This window comes from Mycobacterium sp. (assembly GCF_035314665.1).
Lineage (GTDB): Bacteria > Actinomycetota > Actinomycetes > Mycobacteriales > Mycobacteriaceae > Mycobacterium.
This window is the reverse complement of the sequence record NZ_DATFZD010000267.1, coordinates 1-14,844: the sequence shown is the minus strand read 5'-3', so window position 1 is coordinate 14,844 and position 14,844 is coordinate 1. Positions and strand designations below refer to the sequence as shown.

General features: G+C 65.3%; 17 protein-coding genes and 1 pseudogene. 8 read left to right on the top strand and 10 right to left on the bottom strand.

Annotation, left to right across the window (positions count from 1 at the left end; translation table 11 throughout):
• Positions 1 to 341: 341 nt before the first annotated feature.
• The gene (locus VKI00_RS19055) at positions 342 to 470 is read right to left on the bottom strand and encodes a hypothetical protein (protein ID WP_324440115.1); all 129 of its coding nucleotides are present in this window, start codon (positions 468 to 470) and stop codon (positions 342 to 344) included.
• Here VKI00_RS19055 and VKI00_RS33850 point away from each other — a divergent pair.
• From VKI00_RS33850 to VKI00_RS19045, 3 genes and pseudogenes are all read left to right on the top strand, one after another.
• Positions 441 to 611, top strand: a pseudogene (locus VKI00_RS33850) (hypothetical protein); the annotation flags it as partial. The gene VKI00_RS19055 and the pseudogene VKI00_RS33850 overlap by 30 nt on opposite strands.
• Positions 612 to 655: 44 nt before the next feature.
• Positions 656 to 1,306 carry a helix-turn-helix domain-containing protein gene (locus VKI00_RS19050; protein ID WP_324440121.1) on the top strand — a complete coding sequence of 217 codons (651 nt, stop codon included), beginning with the start codon at positions 656 to 658 and terminating at the stop codon, positions 1,304 to 1,306.
• Between the two features lie 143 nt (positions 1,307 to 1,449).
• Complete coding sequence (locus VKI00_RS19045; protein ID WP_324440119.1) at positions 1,450 to 1,872, top strand: TIGR03618 family F420-dependent PPOX class oxidoreductase; 423 nt, start codon at positions 1,450 to 1,452, stop codon at positions 1,870 to 1,872.
• A 27-nt stretch (positions 1,873 to 1,899) separates the two neighbouring features.
• Here the strand turns inward: VKI00_RS19045 and VKI00_RS19040 are convergent, their stop codons facing one another.
• The 6 genes from VKI00_RS19040 to VKI00_RS19015 all read right to left on the bottom strand — a co-directional run bounded on the left by VKI00_RS19040 (position 1,900) and on the right by VKI00_RS19015 (position 6,594).
• The gene (locus tag VKI00_RS19040; protein WP_324440113.1) at positions 1,900 to 2,490 is read right to left on the bottom strand and encodes a maleylpyruvate isomerase family mycothiol-dependent enzyme; all 591 of its coding nucleotides are present in this window, start codon (positions 2,488 to 2,490) and stop codon (positions 1,900 to 1,902) included.
• A 5-nt stretch (positions 2,491 to 2,495) separates the two neighbouring features.
• Positions 2,496 to 2,921: a MaoC family dehydratase gene (locus VKI00_RS19035; RefSeq protein ID WP_324440111.1), complete on the bottom strand. Its 426-nt coding sequence runs from the start codon at positions 2,919 to 2,921 to the stop codon at positions 2,496 to 2,498.
• A complete protein-coding gene (locus VKI00_RS19030) occupies positions 2,918 to 3,391 on the bottom strand; it encodes an FAS1-like dehydratase domain-containing protein (RefSeq protein ID WP_324440117.1) in 474 nt (157 codons plus the stop codon). Before VKI00_RS19030 ends, VKI00_RS19035 begins: the two co-directional genes overlap by 4 nt.
• A 74-nt stretch (positions 3,392 to 3,465) precedes the next feature.
• Complete coding sequence (locus tag VKI00_RS19025; RefSeq protein ID WP_324440109.1) at positions 3,466 to 3,891, bottom strand: nuclear transport factor 2 family protein; 426 nt, start codon at positions 3,889 to 3,891, stop codon at positions 3,466 to 3,468.
• A 16-nt stretch (positions 3,892 to 3,907) separates the two neighbouring features.
• On the bottom strand, positions 3,908 to 5,479 hold the full coding sequence (locus tag VKI00_RS19020) for an AMP-binding protein (RefSeq protein ID WP_324440107.1): 1,572 nt from the start codon (positions 5,477 to 5,479) through the stop codon (positions 3,908 to 3,910).
• Entirely contained in the window at positions 5,479 to 6,594 is a 1,116-nt protein-coding gene (locus VKI00_RS19015) for an aromatic ring-hydroxylating oxygenase subunit alpha (RefSeq protein WP_324440105.1), read from the bottom strand. Before VKI00_RS19015 ends, VKI00_RS19020 begins: the two co-directional genes overlap by 1 nt.
• Before the next feature lie 202 nt (positions 6,595 to 6,796).
• Between VKI00_RS19015 and VKI00_RS19010 the strand changes: the two genes are divergently transcribed.
• A complete protein-coding gene (locus tag VKI00_RS19010; protein ID WP_324440103.1) occupies positions 6,797 to 8,020 on the top strand; it encodes a cytochrome P450 in 1,224 nt (407 codons plus the stop codon).
• 4 nt (positions 8,021 to 8,024) lie between these two features.
• Here VKI00_RS19010 and VKI00_RS19005 read toward each other — a convergent pair whose 3' ends face one another.
• Together VKI00_RS19005 and VKI00_RS19000 are read right to left on the bottom strand one after the other, a co-directional pair.
• A complete protein-coding gene (locus VKI00_RS19005; protein WP_324440101.1) occupies positions 8,025 to 8,216 on the bottom strand; it encodes a ferredoxin in 192 nt (63 codons plus the stop codon).
• 14 nt (positions 8,217 to 8,230) lie between these two features.
• Positions 8,231 to 10,630 (bottom strand): CoA transferase, encoded by a 2,400-nt coding sequence (locus tag VKI00_RS19000; protein ID WP_324440099.1) that lies wholly within the window; start codon positions 10,628 to 10,630, stop codon positions 8,231 to 8,233.
• 192 nt (positions 10,631 to 10,822) lie between these two features.
• On the opposite strand from VKI00_RS19000, the gene VKI00_RS18995 reads away from it, so the two are divergent.
• Both VKI00_RS18995 and VKI00_RS18990 read left to right on the top strand, forming a co-directional pair.
• Entirely contained in the window at positions 10,823 to 11,644 is an 822-nt protein-coding gene (locus VKI00_RS18995; RefSeq protein ID WP_324440097.1) for a FadR/GntR family transcriptional regulator, read from the top strand.
• A 12-nt stretch (positions 11,645 to 11,656) separates the two neighbouring features.
• Entirely contained in the window at positions 11,657 to 12,376 is a 720-nt protein-coding gene (locus tag VKI00_RS18990; protein ID WP_324440095.1) for an SDR family oxidoreductase, read from the top strand.
• 7 nt (positions 12,377 to 12,383) lie between these two features.
• On the opposite strand, the gene VKI00_RS18985 is transcribed toward VKI00_RS18990, so the two are convergent.
• Positions 12,384 to 13,235 (bottom strand): LLM class flavin-dependent oxidoreductase, encoded by an 852-nt coding sequence (locus VKI00_RS18985; RefSeq protein WP_324440093.1) that lies wholly within the window; start codon positions 13,233 to 13,235, stop codon positions 12,384 to 12,386.
• A gap of 91 nt (positions 13,236 to 13,326) precedes the next feature.
• Here VKI00_RS18985 and VKI00_RS18980 point away from each other — a divergent pair, with 91 nt between their 5' ends.
• The gene (locus tag VKI00_RS18980) at positions 13,327 to 14,406 is read left to right on the top strand and encodes an acyl-CoA dehydrogenase family protein (protein WP_324440091.1); all 1,080 of its coding nucleotides are present in this window, start codon (positions 13,327 to 13,329) and stop codon (positions 14,404 to 14,406) included.
• A gap of 49 nt (positions 14,407 to 14,455) precedes the next feature.
• The coding region (locus VKI00_RS18975; protein ID WP_324440089.1) for an acyl-CoA dehydrogenase family protein at positions 14,456 to 14,844 on the top strand (389 nt) is incomplete at its 3' end.

Sequence of the window (14,844 nt, the reverse complement as noted above, 5' to 3'; positions counted from 1 at the left end):
AAAGTGCTCTGTATTCGTTAGCCCGTTGTGTGACAACGTATTTAGGATCTGTGGAGCGAGGAACCGCACGTCAACCTCGCCGAGCTTTCGCGCTGCCATTGCCGAAATTCCATGTAACCGATGTGTGCACACACCATGAATCATTCTCAGCCGGTGTGCACCACACGGCGCGTCCTCCGGGGTCTTATGGCTGCAATATCTCGGCTTGTGTGCTCGCGCCCGGGCGCCGGCCACCGCGACCGCTCACGAAATATCGCTAGGAAGGGCTGAGTATGTCGACGTCAACACTGACGATGCCCAGGCCAACAATGTCGACAACCGACCCACCGCGCCCGCCCAGCCTAGCCAAGCTCATCTTTGTATCGCTCCTTGTCGTTGCGCTCACAGTCCTGAGCATCTCCTTGTACTGGTTCGAGCACCACAAAGGCCACCATCCGACTGTGCTCGGCGACACCGACAACCCCGACCATGTGACCCTCACCATCCTCATCCAGAAAATCGACCCGTCTACAGCACGGGTAAGTGCCCAATTGGAGCTAAAAGGCGCGGGCTCCTTGGTGGACGAGCGCACACATGATCTGAAACAAGATGCGACCCTCATCAGCAACGCGGTCAGCAACCGCACCTTGGTCTCCAAAGCACATCAACGCCCAGAATTCGTCTCGATCCCGTTCATCACCCTGCCGTCGTCGCCCAGCTCGACAATCCCGACCAAATCACCCCGCGGATCCTGGCAGCCGCGCTCGAGCAGGCCGAACTGGTCGGGATGCGACGCTCCACGATGGAAGACGTCGCCCGCTGCAGCGGCGTCGGCCGCGCGACCCTCTACCGGCGTTTCCCCACCAAGACTGCGCTGACCGACGCGCTCGTGCTCGCCGAGGCGCGCCGCTTCCTGCAGGGCAGCGAGGCCGCCCGCTCGCGCGCCACCACATTCGAAGACCGGATGGTCTACGGCACCGTGTTCACCGTGACATTCCTCCGTGAACACTCGCTGCTGAGGAAGATGCTGCGCACTGAGCCCGAAACGATCCTGCCAAGCCTGACCATCGACGCCGGCGACATTCTTGATTTCGCCACCGACTACTCCGTTGCGTGGTTGCGCACCGAGCTCTACGGCACTGCCAAGACAACGCCTGCCCAGGAGCGCCACCTGCATACCGTCGCAGAACTACAGACTCGGCTCACCCTGTCGTTCATCGTCACGCCACACACCAGCATCAAACTCGCCACCATCGACGACACCCGCACATACGTGCGCGACTACCTCATGCCGATGGTCACCGGACCTACGCTCCCATCAATGTGAAACGGGCCCTTGGCAATTGAGAGTGCCGTAAGTTAGCCGCGACACGCCGAGACGTGGCGACTCGGTCACCGCGACCTCACCTAAACAGGTGACTGATCGCCGCATCTGCACGTGCCATGTTGGTGGCGGATAGGAGATCCTTGATAAAGTTCAATGACGCTGCGCGCCAACTAATCGGTTCCGACCCAGCGACGCTGGTGACAATTAACCTCGACGGCAGCGCGCAGGTGAGCGTGGTTTGGCTGGCGCTGCAAAGCACGGCCGACGGCGACGACGAGTTGGTCACTGCGCATCTGCAGGAGCATCAGAAGGTTCGCAATATCCGGCGTGATCCGCGGGTGTCGGTGACTTTCGTTTCCACCAACCGGAGCGGGCCGTTCGTTCCGTACCTGTCGATCAAGGGCAGGGCGCGCATCGAGGAAGGCGGTGCACCCGAACTGCTCGAACAAGTCGTGACAGAGAAGTTCGGTCCGGGCACCGCCTTCCCGCCCCCCGGCGCACCGCCCGGATACGTGACGCGCATAACGGTCCAAAAGATCGGTGGCGTCGGCACCTGGACATCCTGACGGCGCTGGCAGCCATCGAGTTGCGGTCTATGACGGTTGGTCGTCCGGCGGTCGCCAGTCGGGGTTGCGGCCGAGCCGGGCAAGAAGTTTCGATTGCACGTCGCTGTGGTCGGCCACTGCGACGGGAGCGTCGAACATCCCCGCAGGGCTGAGCGCTTGCAAGTCGCTCGGCAAGGCCGCGTAGAACTGCTCGCACCAACCGGCGTCCAACCGGTCGTCAGCGCCCACCGCGCGGGCCAGGTCCCAAGTGTGCACCAACACGTCGCGGGTCAGGTTCGGCATCATCGCGCGGGCATCCCGTCGCACCGCCGGATTGCCCTGTAACTCCGGGATGTCAACGACGCGTTCGAACAGGCGACGATCGGGTTCGAACGCTTTCTCTAGCGCCGCGTAAGTCAGCTCCCACCGCGTCTGTGGATCGTCGCGCGGGCGATCGGGCTTGAGCCCAAGCGGTCGCAGCAGCAGCACATCGTGAAAACCGATGACGTGCTCCAGCACTCCCCTGGCGTCCCACGCATCGCAAGGCGATGCACGCTCCCATTTTCCGATCGCCGCGCGGACCGACTCGCCGAACCGTCGGCACACCGCCAGGTGTCGTTCGCCAACGCCGTCGGCCATCGCAGTTACCCGGGTAGTTGCAGGGTGAGCTCGACCGGACAGCACAGCTCACCACGCTGGTTGGTCACTTCGATCTGCAAATCGAGCAGGTAGCGCGGCGGTTCGACGGTGGTGTCGCGGCGCTTGGCGACAACGCGTCCCCGGCCAACCATGGTGTCGCCGGCGTAGATCGAGCCGGCCAACCGCATCTTTCGGCGCACTACCCGGCTGTCGGGGCCGGCCCAATCGGTCGCGATGCGATCAGCGAAACCGGCGAGATGCATGGTATTGACGAAAATTGTTGGATGGCCTTGGCTTTCGGCGTAGGAGGGGTCGAAGTGGCCCGGGAAGTAATCCCACGTCGCGCCCGAGTTCATCACCACCCGCTGGTAACTGATCTCATCGCGTACTTCGGCCAGATCAAACGGAACGCTGATCTGCTCCCAATTCATGACGGCGCCTCAGGGGTGAAGCGGAACAGCGTATTCCGGTTCCTGGCCACCACCGCACCGTCTTGGCGGGTAAAGGTGTCCAACGTCTCGACGAAGTGGCCGACACCGAGCCGGGTTCGTTTCTCCGGTGAAACCGACACCACTTCCTCGACGATGGTCAGCCGGTCGCCCTCGACGATGGGCAGCGGAAACTCGGCCTCGTTCGCCGCGTTGATAAACGTGGTGCCGGGCAACGGAACCCGGATGGCGATCGCCGACACGACCGGTTGCCCACTCGGCTCCCAGGGCGGCGGCGTCAGCCATCCCATCAGCAGCGCTGGCGGAGCCAGCAGTCCGCCCCAGGTTCTCGTGGCGAACTCGGCGTCCCAATATGATGGGTTGCTGTCGCGCACCGTGGCGGCGAACATCCGAATCCGCGCCGCACTGATCACGGTCCCCGCAGTTCTTGCCTCGGTTGCCACACCGACCATCTTCAGGGCGTCCTCATAGGTGCCGAATGCCAACCGGTAGCTGATAGGTGGTGTCACCAAAGATGCCGCTTCCGTCACACCGTGAGCGAGTGCCCGTTCGGCACCGAATCCCATTCGAGCTCTCGTGTTGTGAAGTACCAGCCGCCACGTTCGTAGATGAGCTGGTCCCGATAGCTTCCGGTGGCGCGCAAGCTGGTAGTGCCGTCGTCACCGACGGCGAAAAGCAGTGCGACGCAGCTCTGCGTCGCGTTGATGCCGTCGACGGCGATTTCGTGATCGACCGTGGCCAATCGTTGGTTGCCGCCGTCGAAGGCGGCACCCAGATCGCTGAACTCCTCGCCGTCGCGGGTGAAACTCGCGCCAGAGTGCCGGAATGTCGTGATCCAGCCGGTGCGGTCGCCCTCGGAATAGCAGCGGTTGTGCCGTGCGGTCAGATTCAGGATGGCGTCGCGTCCTGCTGCGCCGTCGAGTACGTACTGCTGCTGGTAGGTCATGGCCATCTGTGTTCTCCCTGTCTCACCGGCTGACGATGTATCCGTGACTTTCGCGGTCCCAGGCACCGGGCCCGACACCTCGGCTGCGAAGAATATCCTTGCGGACCCGCCCGATAATGGTCTTCGGCAGCTCGCTGACGACCTCGACGTACCTCGGCACACAGAAGTACGGCATCCGGGCGCTGCAAAAGTCCAGCAGCTCGGCATAATCCAGTGCGGAGTCCGATCGCACCGCGACCACCAACAGGATGTCGTCCTCACCGAGGTCGCTGGGCACGCCGACCGCGGCGGCTTCGAGCACCGCCGGATGACCCATCACCACGGTCTCGACTTCCACCGACGAAACGTTCTCGCCGCGGCGTCGCAGCGAATCCTTCACCCGGTCCACGTAAGTCAGGTTCGCATCGCCGTCCAGCACGCCGAGGTCTCCGGTGCGAAACCATGGCGGGTGCGGGTCCACACCACCGTCACCGTTCACGTAGCCCTCGCTCATGACGTGTGGGTAGCGCGGCCGACAAGCGATCTCCCCCACCGATCCGTCCGGGAGCGGCTCGCCCGCCGAGTCGACAATCCGCACGTCGAAACTGGGATTAGGCTGGCCCGACGTTCCGGGCACGCCTTCGTCGGCAACGCCTTTGACCGCGATCGGGAAGGCCTCGGTCATGCCGTACATGGTGACGATTCGGCACGCGTAACGCTTTTCGATGTCGCGATACACCGCAGCGTCAATCGGCGCCGCGGAGATGAACCGTAGCGGCAACTGTGCATCGCGCGGGTCGGGCGGCTGCCGCAGCAGCATCGAGACCATCGCGCCGGCGCCGGCGAATCCGACTGCGTCGCATGCGCGCACCTCATCCCACACCGTTCCGGGGTGAAAAGCTGGCGCCAGCACCGTTGTCCCACCGACGAGCATTGGCGCCAGCACTGAAGGCGCCGCGCTGAGATGGAACAACGGCATCGCCGTCCACAGCACCTCGCCGGCGTTAAACCTCCAAGCCGACGCGGCCGTCGCGGCCGTGGTGAATAGGTAATGCCACGTGGTGGCAACCGCTTTCGACGGCCCGGTGGTGCCCGAGGTGAAGAACAGCGACCCGGTATCCGCGACGTCGCCGACATGTTCGGCAACGGAATCCGAGTTCCCGTCGAGTGAATCGTTCTGGACGACAATGCTACTCAACCCTGGCAGTCGTTCAGCCACCTCAGCGACCCGCGCCCGCCGTTCAGTATCGGTGATCACCGCCTTCGCCCCCGACAATCGAAGCGCGTGCAGTAGGAACTCGCCCTTGTTGGCGGCGTTCACGGCCGCGCTCACTGCGCCGATGCGCGCGGCGCCCAACCAGAAGTAGACCCATTCCGGACATGTCGCGGTGAACAACGCGACGCAGTCCCCCGGCCCGATACCCAAGCCCAGCAGGGCATTAGCCGCCGCGCACGAGCGCCGCCGCATCTGCTCGAAGGTCACATCGACGCCGGCGATCGACATCATCACGCGATCGGGGTGTTGCTCGGCCCGACGATCCAGCACGGCAGACACGGTGAAACTGTCGACACCGAAATCGGAGGGACCGAGGGGTCCGCTCCGGTCAGCGCACATCAAGCCGGCGCGGCGGCCGGGTCGGGCTCACCTTCGGGGGTGTAGCCGAAGTCTTCAGGCGAGCGTTCTTCGCCCGGGTAGAAGCGATGCGCCCAGCGTCGCAACGCCGCGTAGTCGTGCGCCTCTTCGGGTGCCAGGTTCGGCTTCTCCAGGTACTTCATGTTCTCCCAGGTGAAGAAGTCCTGTTTGATGACTTCTTGTTGCAGGGCAAGGAATTTCGCGGCGCGGCCGGTCGGCTTGTCACCGGCGTCTCCGGGCTCACGAATCGAGGCCTGGGTGTAGAAGTAGTCGGTGTAGTCCTCGTCGACCGGAGTCTGGCCCGTCACCTCGATGGTGGCCACCAGTTCGCTGGGGAAACGGACGATGCCCAGGCCCAGCGAGTAGTTGTCGTAGATGATCTTGGCGTCGACCGGCCCGTTCGGGGTCAACCACGTCGACCCGCGGCCGCCGCCGAAGTGGGCGCTGACCGTGGCGTGCAGGTGGTAGCCCGAGACCTCGAAGGAGGTGGTGTTGGCCGGGTTCGCGGCCTTGTGCACGTATTGCACGTGATACGGGTCGGCGGCGTTCTCGATGATCATCTGCGCGTGCACCTTGACCCGGTTAAGCATGCGGCTGTGCGGGTGCAGCGGGTAGTACTCGTCGGTTTCCAGCTCGGGCAGCACCGGCGGTTGCCAGTACGGCGCCCGGCCGTGCCGCTCATGCCAGACCAGCATGAAGCCATACCACTCCGTGCTGTAGTGGGTGCGGACACGGACGTTGTTTTTGCAGCCGATCTTGCTGTACGGGATAAGCGCATTGCTTCCGTCGCCTCGCCACCGCCACCCGTGCCACGGGCAGACGATGTTCTCCCCCTCCACCGTGCCGCCGACACCCATGTTGGCGCCCAGGTGCTGGCAGTATGCGTCCAGCACGTTCAGCTGGCCCGACTCGGTGCGAAACAGCACCATCTCCTCGCCGAAATAATGAACCCGCTTAACCTCGCCAGGCGCCAGGTCCGAGGCGAAACCGACGATGAACCATCCGGTCGGAAATCGGTACGGCGAAAGGCTGATGCCGCTTGGCCCGAATTCTCGTTCGGACGGATCTATGGAGGAGTCCGAAACCGTGTCCGTCACTACCCTCTCCGTTCCCGCGCGGCCGAGTCGCGCACGGCCGCGCTCACAATCACCGCGCTTAATTCTCGCTGTGCGTGGACGACTCAGTCTATTTTTACTATTTTAAGCATTGAACGTCAACGCGCGTCGTTGGCGGCAGTAAGGTTGGGTCAGCCAACCGCGCCCTGCGCGGTTCTGGCGTCCGAGTGAATCGAGGTTGCGGATGACGGCTACGGCAGTCGATCTGTCCGATTTCGCATTGTGGCGCAACGGCTTTCCTGATGAGGTGTTCGCCGAGCTACGCCGCAACAAGCCGCTGTTCCGCCACGGCTTGACCCCGGGGGTAGCTAAAACCGTCAAACGGGATTTCTGGATGGCCACCAAACATCGGCACGCCGTGCGCCTGCACCGTGATGCCGATTCGTTCACCGCCGCCGACGGCCCACTCATCCAGCGGGCCGATCTATTCGCCTCGTACCCAACCATCATCACGCTGGACCCGCCGGAGCAGAGCAAGCACCGAAAGCTCATCTCGAGTGCATTCACGCCCCGGGCGATCGCCAAGCTCGAAGACGGCATCCGGGCCCGCGCGGCGCGGATGATCGACGACCTCCTCGGCAAGGGAGAAGGCGACTGGATCGACGATGTCGCCGACGCGCTGCCAATGACGGTCATCGGCGACATCATCGGCATTCCGGAACAGGATCGTCCGCGCATCTTCGACGGCTTCGACCGCATCCTCAAGGCTCAATCCACCGGGGATCAGCTCGACGCCGAAGTCTTCGCGACGATCTTCGGCTACGCCATGGAGCTCACCGCCGAGAAGCGGCGCAATCCGGCCGACGACATCTGGAGCACGATCGCATCCGGCGTCATCACCGGTGACGACGGTGAGCAATTCAGCTTGGCCACGAACGAACTCGAATTCTTCTTCTTCGTCCTGGCCTTCGCCGGTAGCGACACCACCAAGAACGCCTTGGCCATCGGACTGCAGGCATTCGTCGCCAACCCGGACCAGATCGAGCGGTACCGCGACGACGAGTCATGTCGGTCCAGCGCCGTCGAGGAGGTGTTGCGCTGGGCGTCGCCGGTGGCGTACTGGACCCGCACCGCCAAGGTCGACGTCGAGATGGATGAACTGCACATCCCCAAAGGCGAGCGGGTGGTCTCGATGCTGCGTTCGGCGAATCGCGACGAGGAGGTGTTCGAGTCGCCGTTCACCTTCGACATCGGCCGTCAGCCCAATCCGCACGTGGCCTTCGGCGGTGGCGGACCACACCACTGCCTGGGCGCCATGCTGGCCCGCGCGGAGCTGCGCGCGGTGTTCGACGAACTGCTGCTGCGCGGTGACGGGATCACTCTCGGGCCGCCGCGAGTGACCTACCCGAACCTGACCACCAACATGTCGATCTACGACGAGATGGCCATATCGCTGACCGAGCGGTGAGAGTTCAGTCGGCGATTCGCAACGCGGCCTTGGGGCACTGGTCGACCGCGGCGCGCACGTCGATCTCCAAGTGCTCTGGAACTTCACCCTCGGCAACATGCACGACGTCGGCGTGCCCGATCTCGAATATGTCCGGCGCCAGCGATTCGCAGAATCCGTTTGCCTCACATAACGTCTCGTCAACAACTACCCGCATCGAGAAACCTCCTCCTATAAACCCTTGGGCCGGGTGCCGATCACCCCGGCAGAGGCCAACCCCGCGAGATCGTGATCGGTGAGCCCGCACAGATCCCGCAATATTTCTTCATTGTGCTCGCCCAACATCGGCGGCGGACGCATCAGCCAGTGGCTCCGACCGTCGAGCGGGGCAAACGGCGGCCGCGGATAGCGGCCCGGGCCGGTGCGCGGATGCTCGAGCGGTTCGAGAAACCCGCGGTCATTGAGTTGCGGGTTCTCGGTCACCAGCGATGGCGACACCACCGGCGCGGCGGGAATACCAGCGCCGGCAAGGCTTTCCACCGCGCTTCGCAGATTTTGGCCGATAAACCAGTCCTGCAGGCGACGGTCGATGTCGTCGGCGCCATCGTGGCGCCCGGCGACGGTGCCGAATCGCTGACCCTCCGTCCAGGACGGTCGGCCCATCAGGTCAACCAGCGCACGCCACTGCTGGTCGGTGCACACCGTGACGGCGATCCAGTCGTCGTCACCAGCGCAGCGGTAGAGGTTCTGGACGCCCCGGCCATGTCCACGGTTGCCCCGACGGCTCAGCGTGACGCCGAATACCTCGGCTTCCATCGGCTGAATTGCGGTGGCGTTGAACACCGTTTCGATCATCGGCAGTTCGACAAGCTGGCCGTCCCCGGTGCGCTCGGCGAAGTTCAGCGCGGCCAGCACCGCGAACGCGGCGTGGACGCCGGCCAGCGGATCGCAGGCTCCCCTCGGCGGAACCGGCGGACCGTCGGGTAACCCGGTGACCCAGGCCAGCCCGGCGATCTGCTCCATGGTGGGCGCAAAGCCGACCCGGTCGCGCCACGGGCCGTCCAGCCCGAACGCCGGCATCCGTGCCATCACTAGCCGCGGGTTGACCGCCAGCAAGACGTCCGCGGTGAGCCCGAAGTGGTCCATCACCCGCGCCGAGAAATTCTCGATCACCACGTCGGCATCGGCGACCAAACCGGTGAACAGCCGACGGCCTTCATCGGACCCCAAATCCAAAGTCACCGAACGCTTGTTGGTGTTCATGGCGTGGAACACCCAGCCGTACTCCCACCAGTCGTCAACATCCTTGCGCATGCCGCCCGAGTACCGGATGCCGTCGGGACGCTGGATCGACTCCACCTTGACGACGTCGGCGCCGAACGACGCAAGCAGATGGGTCGCGGCCGGCCCGGCCCAGAACGCGGTCAGGTCGACGACGCGAAGGCCTTCGAGCGGCAGCCGAGGCTCGGCTGGCCGCACGTCGTGCTCACGTTTGGGCCAAGGCCTCGTGTCGTTGGCCTCACCGAGCGCAGGCGCCCGGCGCAGCGCTGCAGGCCGGCAGCGCGACATCAACCACGGGGAGCGAGGCTGGTGAAAGCCCGCCGGGTTGCGCACGAACGCCCCGCGTTCGGTCGCATAGGCGGTGTCGCGGACCGTGGCGCCGTTACCCAACGCCGCGATCGGCAGCCGGAACAGCTGCCCGAGCTCGACGACTTCCTCCACGGTGCGTTCGGCCAGCCAGGGCCGGATCCGGTCCCGGATGAAGTCGCGGTATTGCCATCGGCCGATTTGGAAACTCAGTTGCGGAATCTCGGTCAGCTCTGGGCAGTCGACCATCGCCGCGAAGTCGAGCCATTGCTGGCCGGTGACCATGGTGATCCCGATGTAGCCGTCCTTGGCCGGCTCGATCGACGGCACTTCGACCGTGCGCGATACCGGCGGCGCCTGCAACAGCTGGGAGTGCAGCCATTCGCCACTTTGCATCAGCGTGATCGCTTCCAGCATCGACAAATCCAGATGTTCGCCGTGACCGCCCCGCTCGACCCGGCGGCGCAACGCCAGCGCGCCGAATGCGGCCGACACCCCGCCCATGTACTCCCCGAGATCACCGCCGATCGCGATCGGTGGTCCGGCCGGATCGCCGCGGAAACCGGTTAGGCCCGACCACGCCTGCAGCGTGAATTCGCTGGCGGCGCGGTCGGCATACGGACCGGTCCAGCCGAAGTCGGAGATCGTGACGACGACCGCCCGTGGGTTATCGGCCAGCAACTGCTGCGGATCGATACCCAGCGCGGCCGCCTGCGGCCGGGTGGCCGTCAGCACGACGATGTCGGCGCCGGCTAGTTCGTCGTGGAGACGCTCGTCGGCGCGCGGGCCGGCGGCCGACCAGGTCAGGCCGCGCTTGCCGGCGTTGAGGTAGCCGAACAGGGGTGAGTCTGTCCCGTCCGGAATCGGCGAGCAGCTGGCACTGAACCGTCGCAACGGATCCCCTTGTGGCGGTTCTATTTTCCTGACCTCAGCACCAGCGTCGACCAATAGCTTCCCGCAGTAACTGCCGGCGATCCGGTCGCTGATCTCGACAACACGGACGTCGTCTAGCGGTGTTGGTCGGCTGTCGTGGTCGCTGCTCAACCTGTATCCGTCTACATCGTCGGGTCGTTGTCTATACCATCTTAGTAACTTTGCCGGTCAGTGGTTCGATCGAAGTTGAACCGGCCGCTTGACCAGCGCGGCTATTATGCCATTACTGCTAAGATTGCAGTCAATGGAGTTCGCGGATGCAGCGGCCGTGACTCTGTCCAGTCGTCCCGCTGCTGGAATCGTATGACTGCGCTGGGAATTGGCCCGGCGGCCCGACGCCGCTTGTCGGCGCCGAGGATTGCCGAGATCGTCGCCGACGAGTTGCGGCGCCAGATCATCGACGGCGAATTGGCCGACGGCGATTTGCTGCCGCGCCAGGAAGTGCTCGTCGAGCAGTTCAACGTCAGCCTGGTCTCGCTGCGGGAGGCGCTGCGGATCCTGGAGACCGAAGGGCTGGTATCGGTTCGGCGCGGCAACCGCGGCGGTGCGATTGTGCACGCACCGGCGAAGACCAGCGCCGCCTATATGTTGGGCCTGCTGTTGCAGAGCGAATCGGTTGTCGTCGCCGATCTGGGGACGGCGATACTGGAGCTCGAACCTGCCTGCGCGGCATTGGCGGCTCAGCGGCCCGACCGCGCCGATACCATCGTCCGCGAGCTCAAAGAGGTCAACGCCGCGATGGAAGCGCATCTGGAGGACGGACCCGAATTCACCGAAATCGGCCGCAAATTCCACGATCTCATCGTGCGAGGCTGCGGCAACCGCACGATCATCGCCGTGGTCGGCACCCTGGAAACGTTGTGGACCAGTCACGAACAGCAATGGGCCGACGAAAGCGCGGCCAAGGGCACCTACCCGTCCTTGGCCAAGCGTCGCGCCGTGCTCAACACACATGTGAAGCTGGCGGAGATGATCGAGGCCGGTGACGTCGACCGGGCGCGTCGCATCGCCGCCCGGCATCTTTCCGACACGCAGAGCCACGTATTGGCCGCCGGCCCCGACCAACGCATCTATGCGTTGTCGCCGCAGGCGCTGTCGCGTCCGCGGGACAACCGCCATCTGTAGATCGCAGCAAGCGTGAGAACCGCACTGGTCACCGGTGGCAGCGGCGGCATCGGCAAGGCGTGCGCAAGCAAACTGTGCGAACAGGGTTACGACGTCGTGCTCTCGGCACGCCGGCAGGGACCGCTGCGCGCGGCTGCCGACGAGCTGGGCGCACGCTATATCGCGGCCGATTGCTCTGACGCGAATGGCTTCGCGCAAGCGATCAGTGCCTTGGAGACAATCGATTTGGTGGTGCACGCCGCCGGAACGCTGGGCGGAACTTATGCGCGCAAGCAAACATTCGAGCAGTGGCAGGCGATCATGTCGGCGAACCTGGATTCATGCTTCGTGGTGACCGCGGCCGTGCTGCCACGAATGCGTGCGGGCTCCCGCCTGGTGTTCATCTCGTCCTCCGCGGCGCACGAGCCGATGATGGCGCGGACGGCCTACTCGGCCTCGAAGGCGGGGATGAACGCATTCGCCCGCGCGCTGGCTCTTGAGGTCGATCGCGACGGCATCGCCGTGCACATCATGACGCCGGGACCCGTGGAAACCGAAATGCTGCAGGATGTTCCGTTCGAGATGGACGCGATCCAGGCGTCTGATGTCGCCGAGGCGGTCGCGTGGCTCGACACCGTGAACCCATCGGTGGACCTGCCGGAGATCCGGCTCAACGCGGTGCGGCGCGGGCCCTTCGCTCGCGAACCTGTGGTGCCCAACGAGGTCCGTCGCCGGGCCGCACAGCAGCAATGACCGGGAGCTATCCCGGGAAGGCTTTGATCACCGTTTCGCCGAATTCGTGCAGCGATTCCGGGGCGGCGAAATCGGCGAACCAGACATAGAACCGCTCCACGCCCTGGGCGGACAGGCCGGCGAAATGTCCGGACAATTCGTCGGCATCACCGCACACCAGGCCCGAACCGAGGTTTCCGAACCGCCGGGTGCTCAGTTCCCGCACGGCCTTGGGGTCGCTGTCTTTGCGAACGAAGCCCACCATCTGCTGAATCGACACCCGAGCGGACCCGGTGGCCGGCGCCAACTTCGCCAACCGATCGAGATGGTTGGCCGGGATGTTCCACCAATCCGCGTATCTGCGAACAAGTTCCATCATCCGGGGCCCGGTTCCGCCGAGGATCAGCGGTATCGGATGTTCCGGAAGTGGCAATTGCGTGCGCTCCGGCGCCTCGTCACGCCCCCAGTACTGCATGATCAAGCCCAGGTGGCGTTCGAGCTGCTCCACCCGGGCCACCGGATCTTGTTGGCCGACATCAAATCTGGCGAGCTCAGCGGGCCACGAGCCGGAACCGAGGCCGAGTTCGAACCGGCCGCCGGAGGCCTCGGACAACGTGACCGCCTGCTTGGCCAGCACCGCCGGATGGCGAAAAGCGTCGCAGAGCACCAGATGACCAATCCGCAACCGCTCGGTCTTCGCGGCCACCCAGGTGGCGACCCCCATTGCCTCCCAGATCTTTTCGTCGCGCAATCCGGGCGCCTCGAGGTGGTCGATGAACGCCACCCCGCTGAACCCACTGGCCTCAGCGTGGCGCGCTCGTCCGACGATGTCGGCGACCGGCACTCTCACTTGCGGCAGGAACAGGTACCACTCGGGCATAGCTGACCACCATACGGAGCCGCCCAGCCCGCCGCGGCAGCGATTGACGTCTGTCGCGCTAGTTTACTATTTTTATTATGTTAGGGGCCTTATGGACGTCGGACTGAATTCCGGTCAGCTGGCGCTGCGTGACAGCGTGCGTGACGTCTTGCGCGCCGAGTGCCCGCCCGGAGTCGCCCGGCAGGCGATGACCGACCCGGAACGCTGGCGCACCGTGTGGAAGACGGTCGTCGACCTCGGCTGGACCGAACTCGCCGTGCCCGCCGACGGCAGCGACGGCTCCTTCGGCCGCGTCGACCTCGCCGTCGTTCTCGAGGAATGCGGTGCGGCCATCGCCCCCATCCCCATGCTGTCCAGCATCGGTCTGGCCGCGGGTGTCCTGCGTGTCGCCGGCCCCGCGGTTGACGACGTGCTGAGCGCCATCGGCGGCGGTGCCGTGGCCGCGCTGGCTGCTCACCCGCCCGGGTGCCGGCTGCCGGGTGTGCCGATGACCCTGCAGGGCGGGCGCCTGCGCGGGCGAGCGGTCGCGGTGGCCGGCCTGCCCCGGGCGGAGCTGATCGTCACGTTGGCCTCCTCAGCCGACGGGCCGGTCGTCGCCGTTGTCCGCGTCGGCGACGGGGTGGCCGTGCAAGCCGTGGAGTGCGCCGATCCCGCGCAGCCGGTCGCCGACGTCGAGGTCGACGCGGAACCCGCCGTCACCGCGCCGGTCGACGTGGAATCGGCGCTGGCGACGCCGTTGCTCGCCGCGGCCGCCGATCTGGTCGGTGTGGCCCACGCGGCGCTCGCCCGCGCGATAGAGCATGCGAAATCACGGCAGCAATTCGGCAAGCCGATCGGTGCCTTCCAGGGAATCAAGCACGCGTTGGCCGACAACTACGTCGCCGTGGAGCGTGCTCGCAGCCTCACCTACGCAGCGGCAGCTCGCCTCGACGATCCCGCCACGACACCTGCGGCCGGATGGACCGCCGCGGCGCTGGCCAAGGCGGCGGCAGCGGACGCAGCGGTCGGCTGCGCGCGCACCGGGGTTCAGGTCCATGGCGCTTTGGGCCAGACCTGGGAGCACGACATGCACTTGTATCTGCGCCATGCCTGGCAGGGCGCTTCCACGCTGGGAGACAGCCGCGCGCTTTACCACGCAGTGGGGCGCCGCGTCGCCGGAGGTGCCACATGACGCGCGCCAACGACGATGCAGAGCGAAGCGATGCGGAGGAGTGGCGCTGATGACCGAAGCCGAGGTCGTGGCCGAGTATGCAGCCTGGTTGACGGACTTTCTGCCGAACGACTACGTCGACCGCTACCGCGAGTATCGCTGGGACATGGATCTTCGGCGTGATCATCAGCGCGCCGCGTTCGAAGCGGGATGGTTGCAGCCGACCTGGCCACGCGAACACGGCGGTCGATCGCTGGGTTTGGCCGACGCGATGGAGATCCGGCTCGAGGGGGCGATGCGATCGGCACCGAAGATGCCCAACATCGCCGGCCCCAATGTCGTTGCTCCGGGGATTCGCCAGTTCGGCACCCCCGCGCAGGTCGACCGCCTGCTGGTCCCGCTGCTGCGCGGCGACGAATGGTGGGCGCTCGGCATGTCCGAGCCGGAAGCCGGCTCTGA